This window comes from Riemerella anatipestifer (genome assembly GCF_035666175.1).
In the GTDB taxonomy this organism is placed as follows: domain Bacteria; phylum Bacteroidota; class Bacteroidia; order Flavobacteriales; family Weeksellaceae; genus Riemerella; species Riemerella anatipestifer_D.
This window is the reverse complement of sequence record NZ_CP142016.1, coordinates 39,072-51,490: the sequence shown is the minus strand read 5'-3', so window position 1 is coordinate 51,490 and position 12,419 is coordinate 39,072. Positions and strand designations below refer to the sequence as shown.

Below are 12,419 nucleotides of genomic sequence, written 5' to 3'. Positions count from 1 at the left end.
TATTTTTTACAGCTCACTATAAACCTCAAACAATCAAAATATTAAACGCTTTAAATACTCGAGTACATAAATACTATAACTAAGCAGTGTTTAAAAAAGTTGAAAAATCCTTTTAGTAGGCGAAGTTTTTTTTATACTTTTGTGTCAAGGTTAGAACACATCCTGAGGATATGCTAAAAGAGATAGAAAATCATTTTTCAGAAGTTGAACAAAAGGTAATCCACTTAAGAAGTGATTATCAAAAGCTTAAAGATGATTATTCGGCTCTTTTGGATAGTCATAATGAAACGAAGAAGAAATTAGATGCAGAAAAAAAAGCTCATCAGGAATTGTTGGAAAAATATAAAGAAATAAAGTTAGTTTCTGCAATATCGGGTAATCCCAACCATAATAGATTGATGAAAAACCATATCAATAGGCTTATTAAGGAAATAGATGCCTGTATTGCACAACTTCAAAATAAAGGCTTGTAATGGAAGTGCGTAGAATCAATATCAATATAGCTGGTAGAAGATACCCACTTAATGTACCTGCCGACGAAGAAGAAACACTCCGTAAGGTAGGAAAACAAATAGAGACGATGATTAAGGAGTTTGAAACTAATTTTAATGTTCAAGATAAACAAGATGTTTTGGCAATGTGTGCGTTAAAACTAGGTACTAATGCAGAAGTAGCCAAACAAAATGGAGAGAATAATATAGAAACAGTCCAAAAGAGATTGAGCAGCCTCAGTCAATTATTGGACGAGTAAATAGAAACAATAATTAGGATACAATAAATTTCTTTCCTTTTATTGTGTGAAATTTTGCCTGCAACTGTTCTAACACTAATTAAGGTAAACTCAACGCTAAACTAATACTGGGTAAATGCTTGCTAGATGGCGTGCCGTTTTATCACGGATTACAGATAGTAAGACTTAACCTGAATCGTGTTGATTAGGAGTTTACTCTTTTAATCTTACAGAATGGTTGTAGGTTTTTTTATGGAAAAAAGTTAAAAATTAATAAATATATATAAATGGATACAGTAGTTTTAATCATCAGTATACTCGGTAGTCTTATAGTGGGAGCCGCTATAGGATTCGCTTTTGCTAAAAGCTCGTTGAATTCTAAGGCAAAATTCATTGTGGAAGATGCTAAGAAAAACGCAGAGAATTTAATAGAAAAGGCTAAAGTAAAAGCTGAAAGTATAAAGCAAGAAAAAAACATACAAGCTAAAGAACGCTTTTTAGAGCTCAAAACAGAACATGATGCTCACATACAACAGAGAGAAAAGAAAATGCAGGAGGTTGAGAAAAGAGCGAGAGATAAAGAGCAGAAACTAAATGACGAACTAAGCAAAGTAGGTAAATTAGAAAAAGATTTAGACAAGAAACTTAGCGACCTTTCTAGAAAGGAAGAACAACTAGAGAAGAAACAAGAAAAGCTTAGCGTTGCTATTGCTAAAAAAGTAGAACTTTTGGAAAAAGTTTCAGGCTACTCTGCTGAAGAGGCTAAAGAGGAATTGGTAGAAACCATGAAATCTGAAGCTAAAACTAAAGCTCAATCTTATGTTCAGAACATAATGGAGGAAGCTCAACTTAATGCAAAGAACGAAGCTAAAAAGATAGTTATCCAAACTATCCAAAGAATAGGAACAGAACAAGCTATAGAAAATTCGGTATCTGTATTTAATATAGAATCTGATGATGTTAAAGGGAGAATTATCGGTAGAGAAGGTAGAAATATCCGTGCTTTAGAAGCAGCTACAGGCGTAGAAATTATAGTAGATGATACACCAGAAGCTATCCTTTTATCTTGTTTTGACCCTGTGAGAAGAGAAATAGCAAGGCTATCTCTCCACAGATTAGTTACAGACGGTAGAATTCACCCTGCAAGAATTGAGGAAATTGTAGAAAAAACAAGAAAGCAAATAGAAGAAGAAATTATAGAAGTTGGTAAAAGAACTATTATAGATTTAGGAATACACGGTTTACACCCAGAGCTAGTAAAAATAGTAGGTAGAATGAAGTATCGTTCTTCTTATGGGCAGAATTTATTACAGCACTCTCGTGAGGTGGCTAATATAGCGGCTACTATGGCGGCAGAGCTAGGTCTTAATGTGAAATTAGCTAAGAGAGCTGGTCTACTACACGATATTGGTAAAGTACCAGAACAAGAGTCTGAACTTCCTCACGCTTTGTTAGGTATGCAGTGGGCAGAAAAATTTGGAGAAAATCCAGAAGTGGTAAATGCCATAGGTGCACACCACGACGAAATAGAAATGACTTCCCTTCTCTCTCCTATTATCCAAGTAGCAGACGGAATTTCAGGTGCAAGACCTGGAGCGAGAAGACAGGTTTTAGAATCTTATATCCAAAGGTTAAAAGATTTAGAAGCAGCAGCATTGAGTTTTGAAGGAGTTTCTAGTGCTTACGCTATCCAAGCAGGTAGAGAGCTTAGAGTAATGGTAGAGAGTGCTAAAGTAAATGATAGTGTAGCCGCTCAACTTTCTTATGATATTTCAGAGAAAATTCAAAATGAACTGACTTATCCAGGACAAGTAAAAATCACGGTGATTAGAGAAACTAGAGCTGTTAACATTGCACGATAAACATTAACTATTTTATATCTAAAAATCCAAACTTAATAACTAGGTTTGGATTTTTTCTTTATGAAGAACTGCAAAAAATCACTTCCAAAATAGCATCAGAATTAAGAACAAATTACTACCTTTGAAACATGGATTTAAGAGACCAACTAAAGAACCTTTTTCCTGATCATATAGAGCAAGATTTTGAGCTTGAAGAAGAGGTAGAAACTTCTATTCAGAAAGAGCCTCTTATCTGTAAATATGAAAAAAAAGGGAGAAATGGTAAGCCCGTAACTCTGATTGAAGGCTTTGAAGGTAATGATGATGAACTGAAACAAATTTCTAAAAAAATTAAAACAACTTTAGGAATAGGTGGCTCCGAAAAAGACGGTGTTATCATTATACAAGGCGACAATAGAGATAAGATAATGGACATTCTTAAAGAGATGGGATATAAAACAAAACGAGTAGGAGGATAAAAATAAAAAATATATAATTATGCTTAATAAGTTAGCTGCATCAGAACTGGTGCTTAATGAAGACGGAAGTGTGTATCACCTTAATTTGCTTCCAGAGGATATTGCAGAAAAAATAATTTTGGTAGGAGACCCAGACCGTGTTCCTAAGGTTTCTAAGTATTTTGATAAAATAGAAATCAAAAAGAACAAAAGAGAATTCTATACTCATACAGGGACGCTTAGAGGAGAAAGAATTACGGTAATGTCGTCAGGTATTGGTACTGAGAATATAGACATCGTAATGAATGAGCTAGATGCCTTGGTAAATATTGATTTGAAAAATAAAGAATTCAAGTCAGAGCATACTGCGTTACAGTTGTTCCGTTTAGGAACTTGCGGTAGCGTAAACCCTGATATAGAGGTAGATAATATGTTGGTAACTCAAAATGTGGTGGGGCTTGATGGTTTGTTACATTTCTACCAAGACTATCAGTTTGAAAATAAATTTTCTAGAAATTTCTTAGAAAAGTTCCCTTATGAGAAAATAAAATCAATGCTTTATTTTTCAGACTGGGCAGAAGATATTTCAGATTATTACAAAGATGCCAAATACCACGGAAATACGGCTACTTTCCCTGGATTCTATGCTCCACAAGGAAGACAGCTAAGGCTTAAAGCGGTAGATGAAAACTTTTTAGAAACCCTTAATGATTTAGGCGTTTCTAATTTTGAGATGGAAACTTCCGCAATCTATGGTCTATCAAAACTACTTGGTCATAAGGCTCTTACCGTAAACTGTGTAATTGCTAATCGCCGTAGAGGAGAGTTTTCTGCAGACCACCACGCTTCAGAAAAAAATATGATAGAATGGGTGTTGGATAGAATTATCAAATAAAAACTCAAAATTTATAATATCTAACAGAACTACATAATGAGGAGGCTTTTGCCTCCTTTTATAGTTATAAATGAAAGACTTCTAATTTCAACAATTTTACTTAAATTGGCAATTGTTCTGCATTAGGGATAGAGGCGATATCCTTTTTCTGAGGGAGGTACGACCGATGAAAAAGATAAAGCCGAAAGCCCGCCCCTTTTAGCCTAGGGTAAAGACTCGGAAAAGGGAATGCCATAATAAAAATATAAAAGAGAAAAAATGTACATTATTGGGGTGATGTCTGGTACTTCATTAGACGGAATTGATTTTTGCTATTTTAAAATAGATGAAAGTACTTATGATTTTGAAATTATAAAGGCTCAAACCTATCCGTATCCTAAGGAATGGCAGATGAAGCTAAAGTCTGCTGCTCAACAAACAAAGCAGGAAGTAGCGTTACTAAATGCAGAATACTCAAACTATCTTAATCAAGAAATATTAAGGTTTATTAAAATAGAAAATATTAAAAATTTGGATTTAATTACCAGTCATGGGCATACAGTGTGGCACAATCCTAAAGGTGGTTTTACTTTGCAAATAGGTAATTTACCAACTGTTTCAAAAGAGATAAATGTTCCGATAGTAGGCGATTTTAGAGTGCAAGATGTCCGTTTAGGTGGGCAAGGAGCACCGTTGGTACCTATGGGTGATGAGTTGCTGTTTTCGGACTACGATTTTTGTCTTAATCTAGGAGGGTTTTCTAATATTTCGTACAAAAGAAATGGGGAAAGATTGGCTTTTGATATTTGCCCCGTGAATACATTATTGAATTATTATTCCGAAAAGTATTTTTCTTTTCCTTATGATAAAAACGGAGAAATTGCTAGAAGTGGTAAGATATACCAAACTCTTGTTGATAAACTTAATGCCCTATCCTTTTATAAACAATCTCACCCCAAATCTTTAGGAATTGAACAGGTGAATGAATGGTTTATCCCAATTATAGAAACATTTTCTTTAGAGCCTAAAGACTTATTGGCAAGTTTGGTAGAACATATAGCTATACAAATAGCCAATGTTTTGGATACGAATATCGGCAAAAGACTTTTGATTACAGGAGGGGTGGAGCTTACAATCAATTTCTTATTGAAAGACTGAGTTTTTTAGCTCCTCATATAGAAATAATTATTCCGTCTTCGGAAGTTTTGGAATACAAAGAAGCTCTTATTTTTGGTTTGTTAGGACTTTTGAAGTGGCAAGGTAAAACCAATGTTTTGGCATCTGTAACAGGAGCAAAGTATAACCACAGCTCTGGAGTATTATTTCTGAATGGAGCATTATTATAACTTTAAAATCCTTGTTCTTCAGACTCTTCCATTAGTTTAGTATAGGTAGCGTAACGGCTTTCAAGAACATCACCGCTTTCTATAGCAGAAAGCACGGCACATTTAGGTTCGTTAAGGTGCAAGCAATTGTGAAATTTACAGTCCTCTCTCGTTCTAAATATTTCAGGGAAATAATGCTGTATTTCCTCCTTTTCAACATCTATCATCGCAAATTCTCTAACTCCTGGCGTATCTATAACGCTACCGCCGAAGTTCCAAAAATGCATTTGAGCAAAAGTCGTGGTATGTTTACCCTTGAGGTGAACTTCTGACACTTCGCCAGTCCTTAAATTAAGCCCTGGTTGTAGAGCATTTACAAGTGTAGATTTGCCACTACCCGAATGCCCAAAGAATACTGAAATTTTATCTTTAAGAATAGCTTTAAGTTCCTCCAAATTCTGTTGAGTACGAGACGAAATCAAAAGACTATCGTAACCAATATGATGATAGATAGTTCTAAGAGCTTCTACATATTCTATATCGTCTTCATTCAGCATATCTGCCTTATTGAACAATATAAGTGGACGAATATTATAAGCCTCACAACAAGCCAAAAAACGGTCTAGGAAACCTAACGAAGTTTCGGGGCTATTTAAAGTGTAAAGAAAACAAGCTACATCTATATTAGACGCTATGATATGAGCTTCTTTGGATAAATTAACCGACTTTCTGATGAGATAATTTTTTCTTGACTCTATTTTAGTAATCCAAGCAACGCCATCGGTTTCTAGCTGAAATTCTACCCAATCTCCCACAGCGAGAGGATTGGTAAGCCTTGTCTTTTGGAGTTTAAATTTACCTCTCATTCTTGCCTCGTAGAACTGCTGAGTATCTTGTTCCAAAACTTGATACCAACTTCCCGTAGATTTCGTAATTAGTCCTTTAAATGTTATGCTTTCGTTACTGCCCATTAAGAATAAGAAGTGTTATTTATTTTGTTGTCTTATTACCATTGGTGCTATCAGCTACTAGTATGAAAATTTCTTCATTAGACTTTTTCATAAAATAATTCTCTCTAGCAAATTTCTCTTTCTCTCCTCTATTAAACATTAGTTTTTTGTAGAAAGCATCATTTTTTTCATACTCTGTTTTGTAGTAGTCTAGTTGTTCCTCGTACTTTTTAATTTCTGAGTCTAAATCTCTTATCACAAGAAAAGAGGTGTTGTCAAAAAAAGTCATCCAAACAAAAAAAGCCACAATAGTAACAACATATTTATTAAGTATGTATTTCTTAAAAAATTCCATTTTAGGAGAATTTTTTTTAGACTCCTCTGTTGTATTTATATCTTTAATGAGCTTTTTCATTCAGATTGTTTTTTTAGAGAATTACTGATGACCGTGGTTAAAAAATCTATCGCTACAGGATTTTGTTTCATATTAGGAATAATGATATCCGCCTCGTTTTTAGACGGCTCTATAAACTCTTGATGCATTGGTTTCAAGGTTGTTTGGTAGCGGTAAAGCACTTCTTCCAAATCTCTGCCTCTCTCCTGCGTATCTCTTTTAATACGTCGGATTAGACGCTCGTCCGAATCGGCATGCACAAAAATCTTTACATCAAATTCTTTAAGCAACTCTTTATCGGTAAGTACTAAGATACCTTCTACAAGCAATACTTTCTTAGGCTCCACAGTGACATAATCTCCCGTGCGAGAATGGGTAACGAATGAATAAATAGGCTGCTTTATAGGCTCATTATTCTTAAGCGCCCTTACGTGCTCGCGTAGAAGTTCAAAATCTATCGACTTTGGGTGGTCATAATTAAGCCCTTCTCGCTCCGCCATACTAAGATTTTGGTTGTCGTGATAATAGTTATCTTGAGAAAGAACATTTACTCCCTCTACATTTAGTTTTTTCAAAATCTTATTAACCACTGTAGTCTTTCCCGAACCAGTACCCCCTGCTATTCCTATTACTAACATCTTATTTCAATCTATTTTTATTTCCGCAAAGATACATAATATAACAAAAAATAATGTAAACTATATCGAATTAGCTAGTGACAAAATTCACATTGCAGATTTTGGTTGAATTTGCTAACTTCACATTATAAAAAATATAATCTAATGGAAAATCACATTTTAATCAACGAATTCCCTGAATTTTCAGAAAAAATTTCAGATTTAAAACAAACCGACAATCATTTCAAAAAACTTTTCAACGACTATGACGAGGTTAATGGTAAAATTAAACACTATGAAGCAGGAGAGCAAAACCATACTACAGATGAATTTTTAACGGAACTTAGAAAAATAAGACTACATCTAAAAGATGAAATCTATGAGTATCTAAAAACGCAACCGTAAAAGGATAGAATGAACCTACAAAAGGGAAAAACCTAATTGTAATTGGTAGAAATACAATTGCAGGAGAAGAAAATGCAAATGTAAAGGGGGAAAATAGAATTGCAGAAAGGAAAAACCTAATTGTAATTGGTAGAAATACAATCGCAAGAGGGGAAAATGTAAATGTAAAGGGGGAAAATAGAATTGCAGAAAGGAAAAACCTAATTGTAATTGGTAGAAATACAATCGCAGGAGGGGAAAATGCAAATGCAAAGGGGAAAAATAGGATTGCGGTTAAGAGAAATACAATTTTAAAGAGATAAAAGGTCAATAAGTGAGAAAATTTCTTAGAACAACGCAATGAAATCCCTCCATTAAGTTATTTTATTATCATTTAAAGACCTTCTAAGTCCATTTTTTTTCCTATTTTTGCGGCGTAATTTTTTCTTTATGCAAAATATTAGAAACATCGCGATTATCGCCCATGTGGACCATGGAAAAACAACTTTAGTGGACAAAATTATCCACGCAACTAACATCTTTAGAGAAAACCAAGAAAGTGGTGAGCTTATTATGGATAATAATGACCTTGAAAGAGAACGAGGCATCACCATTCTTTCTAAAAATATCTCGGTAACCTATAAGGATACTAAAATAAATGTAATAGACACGCCTGGACACGCCGATTTTGGTGGTGAGGTAGAGCGAGTGCTTAAAATGGCAGACGGTGTGTTACTACTTGTAGATGCCTTTGAAGGACCTATGCCACAAACTCGTTTCGTTTTGCATAAAGCATTAGAATTAGGATTAAAGCCTATTGTGGTTATCAATAAAGTGGACAAACCTAACTGTCGTCCAGATGAAGTTCACGACCAAGTTTTTGATTTGTTCTTTAGCCTAGACGCTACCGAAGAACAGCTAGATTTCCCTACTTTCTATGGCTCGTCCAAAGAAGGTTGGTTTAATTCAAGCCTAGAAAAATCAGAAAATATTTTACCACTCCTAGACGGTATCCTACAATATGTACCAGAACCAAAAGTAGAAGAAGGTAATCTACAAATGCAAGTAACCTCTTTAGACTACTCATCTTTCTTAGGAAGAATTGCCGTAGGGAAAATCATCAGAGGTTCGGTTAAAGAATCTCAATGGATTGGCTTAGCTCAAGAAGACGGCAAAATCCTTAAAGGTAAAGTAAAGGAACTTTATATTTTTGAAGGTTTAGGTAAGAAAAAAGTAAGCGAGGTATTTGCAGGAGATATTTGTGCTATCGTTGGTTTTGACAATTTCCAGATAGGAGACACTTTCGTAGATTTAGAAAATCCAGAACCTCTTCCAAGGTTGTCTATAGATGAGCCTACTCTTAATATGACTTTTTCTATCAACAACTCTCCGTTCTTTGGTAAAGATGGTAAATATGTTACTTCCAACCATTTAAAGGAAAGATTAGAAAAAGAACTTGAGAAAAACTTAGCCTTAAGAGTACAACAAACAGAAGATGCAAACACTTTCTTAGTATTTGGTAGAGGGATATTGCACTTATCTGTACTTATAGAAACTATGCGTAGAGAAGGTTACGAGATGACTATCGGTCAGCCTCAAGTAATTCTTAAAGAAATAGATGGCGAACAGTGCGAACCTTACGAGTCTTTAGTGGTAGATGTTCCTGAAGAATATGCTTCTAGAGTGATAGACTTAGCTACACAGAGAAAAGGAGATTTACACATTATGGAGACCAAAGGAGAAATGCAACACCTAGAGTTTGAAATTCCTTCTAGAGGTCTTATAGGTCTTCGTTCTCAAATGCTTACTGCAACGGCTGGGGAAGCCATTATGGCACATAGATTTGTGGATTATAAACCATTCAAAGGTCAGATACCTGGTAGAAGTAATGGTTTATTGATTTCTAAAAACCAAGGGTCATCTACCGCCTACTCTATTGAAAAGCTACAAGACAGAGGGCGTTTCTTTGTGGACCCAGGCGAGGAAATTTATGTAGGTATGATTGTAGGCGAACAGAACAAGCCAGGAGATTTGGTAGTGAATATTGTAGAAGGTAAGCAACTTAACAATATGCGTGCTGCGGGTAAAGATAAAGATGGTAGCATCGCGCCTAAAGTTCTTATGACCTTAGAGGAGTGTATGGAATACATACAACAAGACGAATGTATAGAAGTAACACCTAATTTTATCCGAATGAGAAAGAAGATTCTTTCCGAAGAGGATAGAAAAAGAGCCGAAAGAATGGCAAAAGCCTAAAATATCAAAATCCCATTATAAATTTTATAGTGGGATTTTTTTGTAAAAAACTAAAGCTACTCCAAAGAAAGTAGCTTTATTATATAAAATTTGAAAAAGTGGAGAATACGGGATTCGAACCCGTGACCTTTTGACTGCCAGTCAAACGCGCTAGCCAACTGCGCCAATTCCCCAAGATTGCTTTTGCGAAGATATAAATATTTTAACACAAAAGCAAAATAGTATTTCTACTGTTGAGACTTTAGATATTCATCTACAATTTCTAAAGCCTTTTTTTCATCTTTTAATTCTACCTTAACTTTCATAGTTGTTGCTGTAGGCGTAGATAAAAATGAAAGATAACTATTCTCTACTTCTGCTGTGATACCTGCTTCTTCTAACTTTGATTTAATTAGTTGTACTTCTTGTATGGTATCTCCCTCAAATACGGGAACTCTTGTTACTACGTCCATAATCATTATTTTTTTAGGTTAATGACCCCAATATACTACTTTTATTTGTAATAACCAAATTTCCACAAGGCGTATTTATTTTGATAGCTCATTTATCGTTTTCTGAATATCAGGATCATCAGGCGTAATAGCATAATATTTAGCAATATCAGACTTCTGATCTATAACAATATAGCGAGGAATCCAATTTAAATCTATATAATTGTTAAAATTGTTTTTCCATCCAGAAAAGAACCAATAATTTTCTTTATTAGCTAATTCGTGCTTGTCTAATCCTTTTTTCCAAGCCTCTTCGTTCCTATCTAAAGATAGAAATACAAAGTCTACATTAGGATTGTTGCTCTCTAGCGTCCTTGCAGCAGGTAAAGCGTTAATACAATCTCTACACCAGCTTGCCCACATATCTAATACAAGTATTTTTCCCTTGTGTTTAGCTAGTACATCTTTAATTGTAACTTTCTTTCCGTCTATTGTTTGTACTTTTTGAGACAGAGCAGATGCACTAAAACTAGTCTTTAAAACTTTAGGGGCTTCTTGTGAGTATGCTAAAGCTCCGAACATCATTCCTGTTATTACGAGTATTTTTTTCATAAGTTTTAAATAAATTAAGATTACAATAATACAGACTTTCCTTATCAAAAACAAAACCAAAAAGACTTTTGATATCCCATTTTTTTAAATTATTTTTGTAACATTCTAATAAAAAAGTAAAAAATATGTCAACTTATGTGGTAGTAGGACTCCAATACGGAGACGAAGGCAAAGGTAAAATTACAGATGTACTTTCTGCAAAATCAGATTATGTGGTGCGTTTCCAAGGTGGGAACAATGCTGGGCATACTGTATATGTGGGTGAAGACAAGTTTGTTCTACATCTTTTGCCCTCTGGAGTATTACAATGCAAGGGTAAATGTGTGATAGCTAATGGTGTAGTGGTAGATCCTAAAGCGTTTATCTCCGAAATAAAACAAATAGAAGCTAAAGGGCTTAGTACAGGCCACATCTTTATCAGTAGGAGAGCTCATGTTATTATGCCTTATCATATTCTTTTAGACACTTACAGGGAAGAAGAATTGGTAGGAGAAAAGCAAATCGGAACTACTAAGAAAGGTATAGGACCGTGCTACGAAGATAAGATTGCAAGAGTAGGAATAAGAATGATTGACCTACTAAACCCAGAAGTCTTAGCAGAAAAAATTAAAGTAAATCTTAAGGTTAAAAATTCACTATTTGAAAAGTATTTTAATAAACCTACTCTAGACTTTGACACGATTTATAATGAGTTTTTAGCTATTGGAGAACAGCTAAAAGACAGAATTGTAGATACAGAGCTAGAGATTAACGAGGCGATTAAAGACGGAAAAAATATCTTGTTTGAAGGGGCTCAAGCTTTAATGTTGGATATAGATTTTGGTACTTATCCTTATGTTACTTCGTCATCTCCATCTACAGGAGGGGTTTGTACAGGTGCGGGTGTGCCACCTACAGCTCTCAAAAATTTAATAGGTGTGGCTAAGGCTTATACCACAAGAGTAGGTAATGGACCCTTTCCTACTGAGTTAGATAATGATTTAGGCGAAAAAATTAGACAAATTGGTCATGAGTTTGGAGCAACCACAGGAAGACCTAGAAGAACAGGTTGGCTAGATTTGGTTTCGCTAAAGCACGCTTGTATGATTAACGGTATCAATAATTTAGTTATAACAAAACTAGATGTACTAACTAATATTGGAGAGCTAAAAGTAGCAACTAAATACAAAACAGAAGACGGAAAAATTATAGATTACTTCACCTCTTCTACTACCAAACTTTATGATTATGAGCCTATATATGAAACCCTAGAAGGTTGGACGGAAGACATTACCAAAGCTCGTTCTTATGATGAGTTACCCGTGAACGCTCAAAAATATATAGAATTTATAGAGAAATATTTAGGTATCAATGTTTATTTGGTGTCTGTAGGGCCAGAAAGAACTCAGAATATTATAAGAAAAGAATTATTTTAAAATAGACTTTATCATTCAGTATTATAAAAGTTAGTTGTGAAAATTCATAACTGACTTTTTTTGTAAAAAATAATACTTATATTATTTATATTTAAAATAAATTATAATTAAAGTAGTGGTAATAGAAATATT

Annotated in this window: 13 protein-coding genes, 1 tRNA gene and 1 pseudogene; 9 read left to right on the top strand and 6 right to left on the bottom strand. The window is 34.4% G+C overall.

The window, feature by feature from the left end:
• Positions 1 to 170 precede the first annotated feature (170 nt).
• From VIX88_RS00255 to VIX88_RS00230, 6 genes and pseudogenes are all read left to right on the top strand, one after another.
• Complete coding sequence (locus VIX88_RS00255; RefSeq protein ID WP_064969565.1) at positions 171 to 473, top strand: hypothetical protein; 303 nt, start codon at positions 171 to 173, stop codon at positions 471 to 473.
• Positions 473 to 751, top strand: coding sequence for a cell division protein ZapA (locus VIX88_RS00250; RefSeq protein WP_052911069.1), 279 nt, complete (start codon positions 473 to 475; stop codon positions 749 to 751). The genes VIX88_RS00255 and VIX88_RS00250 overlap by 1 nt, the downstream gene beginning before the upstream one ends.
• A 266-nt stretch (positions 752 to 1,017) precedes the next feature.
• Positions 1,018 to 2,592, top strand: coding sequence for a ribonuclease Y (rny, locus tag VIX88_RS00245; RefSeq protein ID WP_064969564.1), 1,575 nt, complete (start codon positions 1,018 to 1,020; stop codon positions 2,590 to 2,592).
• A gap of 128 nt (positions 2,593 to 2,720) precedes the next feature.
• Complete coding sequence (locus VIX88_RS00240) at positions 2,721 to 3,050, top strand: translation initiation factor (protein ID WP_064969563.1); 330 nt, start codon at positions 2,721 to 2,723, stop codon at positions 3,048 to 3,050.
• 19 nt (positions 3,051 to 3,069) lie between these two features.
• On the top strand, positions 3,070 to 3,924 hold the full coding sequence (locus VIX88_RS00235) for a nucleoside phosphorylase (protein ID WP_064969562.1): 855 nt from the start codon (positions 3,070 to 3,072) through the stop codon (positions 3,922 to 3,924).
• A gap of 258 nt (positions 3,925 to 4,182) precedes the next feature.
• A pseudogene (locus VIX88_RS00230) lies at positions 4,183 to 5,249 on the top strand (anhydro-N-acetylmuramic acid kinase).
• 2 nt (positions 5,250 to 5,251) lie between these two features.
• On the opposite strand, the gene rsgA reads toward VIX88_RS00230, so the two are convergent.
• From rsgA to udk, 3 genes are read right to left on the bottom strand one after another with little or no spacing between them, the layout of a single operon-like run.
• The gene (rsgA, locus tag VIX88_RS00225) at positions 5,252 to 6,199 is read right to left on the bottom strand and encodes a ribosome small subunit-dependent GTPase A (RefSeq protein WP_310503714.1); all 948 of its coding nucleotides are present in this window, start codon (positions 6,197 to 6,199) and stop codon (positions 5,252 to 5,254) included.
• Positions 6,200 to 6,218: 19 nt separating this feature from the next.
• Positions 6,219 to 6,593 (bottom strand): FtsB family cell division protein, encoded by a 375-nt coding sequence (locus VIX88_RS00220; RefSeq protein ID WP_310503713.1) that lies wholly within the window; start codon positions 6,591 to 6,593, stop codon positions 6,219 to 6,221.
• Positions 6,590 to 7,210 carry a uridine kinase gene (gene udk, locus VIX88_RS00215; protein WP_310503712.1) on the bottom strand — a complete coding sequence of 207 codons (621 nt, stop codon included), beginning with the start codon at positions 7,208 to 7,210 and terminating at the stop codon, positions 6,590 to 6,592. The genes VIX88_RS00220 and udk overlap by 4 nt, the downstream gene beginning before the upstream one ends.
• Positions 7,211 to 7,354: 144 nt before the next feature.
• Here udk and VIX88_RS00210 point away from each other — a divergent pair, with 144 nt between their 5' ends.
• Both VIX88_RS00210 and typA read left to right on the top strand, forming a co-directional pair.
• On the top strand, positions 7,355 to 7,594 hold the full coding sequence (locus VIX88_RS00210) for a YdcH family protein (RefSeq protein ID WP_004918955.1): 240 nt from the start codon (positions 7,355 to 7,357) through the stop codon (positions 7,592 to 7,594).
• Between the two features lie 429 nt (positions 7,595 to 8,023).
• Positions 8,024 to 9,829 carry a translational GTPase TypA gene (gene typA, locus VIX88_RS00205; protein ID WP_064969557.1) on the top strand — a complete coding sequence of 602 codons (1,806 nt, stop codon included), beginning with the start codon at positions 8,024 to 8,026 and terminating at the stop codon, positions 9,827 to 9,829.
• 99 nt (positions 9,830 to 9,928) lie between these two features.
• Here typA and VIX88_RS00200 read toward each other — a convergent pair.
• From VIX88_RS00200 to VIX88_RS00190, 3 genes are all read right to left on the bottom strand, one after another.
• A tRNA-Ala gene (locus VIX88_RS00200) sits at positions 9,929 to 10,002 on the bottom strand.
• Between the two features lie 54 nt (positions 10,003 to 10,056).
• Positions 10,057 to 10,287 carry a DUF2007 domain-containing protein gene (locus VIX88_RS00195; protein ID WP_004918958.1) on the bottom strand — a complete coding sequence of 77 codons (231 nt, stop codon included), beginning with the start codon at positions 10,285 to 10,287 and terminating at the stop codon, positions 10,057 to 10,059.
• 69 nt (positions 10,288 to 10,356) lie between these two features.
• Positions 10,357 to 10,872 (bottom strand): TlpA family protein disulfide reductase, encoded by a 516-nt coding sequence (locus VIX88_RS00190; protein ID WP_064969556.1) that lies wholly within the window; start codon positions 10,870 to 10,872, stop codon positions 10,357 to 10,359.
• 125 nt (positions 10,873 to 10,997) lie between these two features.
• Here VIX88_RS00190 and VIX88_RS00185 point away from each other — a divergent pair, with 125 nt between their 5' ends.
• On the top strand, positions 10,998 to 12,287 hold the full coding sequence (locus VIX88_RS00185) for an adenylosuccinate synthase (protein ID WP_214193938.1): 1,290 nt from the start codon (positions 10,998 to 11,000) through the stop codon (positions 12,285 to 12,287).
• Positions 12,288 to 12,419 lie beyond the last annotated feature (132 nt).

What these genes read in the sequence shown, in the direction of transcription:
- VIX88_RS00255 (WP_064969565.1), top strand. Translation starts at nt 171, where the DNA reads ATGCTAAAAGAGATAGAAAATCATTTTTCAGAAGTTGAACAAAAGGTA.
- VIX88_RS00250 (WP_052911069.1), top strand. Translation starts at nt 473, where the DNA reads ATGGAAGTGCGTAGAATCAATATCAATATAGCTGGTAGAAGATACCCA.
- rny (WP_064969564.1), top strand. Translation starts at nt 1,018, where the DNA reads ATGGATACAGTAGTTTTAATCATCAGTATACTCGGTAGTCTTATAGTG.
- VIX88_RS00240 (WP_064969563.1), top strand. Translation starts at nt 2,721, where the DNA reads ATGGATTTAAGAGACCAACTAAAGAACCTTTTTCCTGATCATATAGAG.
- VIX88_RS00235 (WP_064969562.1), top strand. Translation starts at nt 3,070, where the DNA reads ATGCTTAATAAGTTAGCTGCATCAGAACTGGTGCTTAATGAAGACGGA.
- rsgA (WP_310503714.1), bottom strand. Translation starts at nt 6,199, where the DNA reads ATGGGCAGTAACGAAAGCATAACATTTAAAGGACTAATTACGAAATCT.
- VIX88_RS00220 (WP_310503713.1), bottom strand. Translation starts at nt 6,593, where the DNA reads ATGAAAAAGCTCATTAAAGATATAAATACAACAGAGGAGTCTAAAAAA.
- udk (WP_310503712.1), bottom strand. Translation starts at nt 7,210, where the DNA reads ATGTTAGTAATAGGAATAGCAGGGGGTACTGGTTCGGGAAAGACTACA.
- VIX88_RS00210 (WP_004918955.1), top strand. Translation starts at nt 7,355, where the DNA reads ATGGAAAATCACATTTTAATCAACGAATTCCCTGAATTTTCAGAAAAA.
- typA (WP_064969557.1), top strand. Translation starts at nt 8,024, where the DNA reads ATGCAAAATATTAGAAACATCGCGATTATCGCCCATGTGGACCATGGA.
- VIX88_RS00195 (WP_004918958.1), bottom strand. Translation starts at nt 10,287, where the DNA reads ATGATTATGGACGTAGTAACAAGAGTTCCCGTATTTGAGGGAGATACC.
- VIX88_RS00190 (WP_064969556.1), bottom strand. Translation starts at nt 10,872, where the DNA reads ATGAAAAAAATACTCGTAATAACAGGAATGATGTTCGGAGCTTTAGCA.
- VIX88_RS00185 (WP_214193938.1), top strand. Translation starts at nt 10,998, where the DNA reads ATGTCAACTTATGTGGTAGTAGGACTCCAATACGGAGACGAAGGCAAA.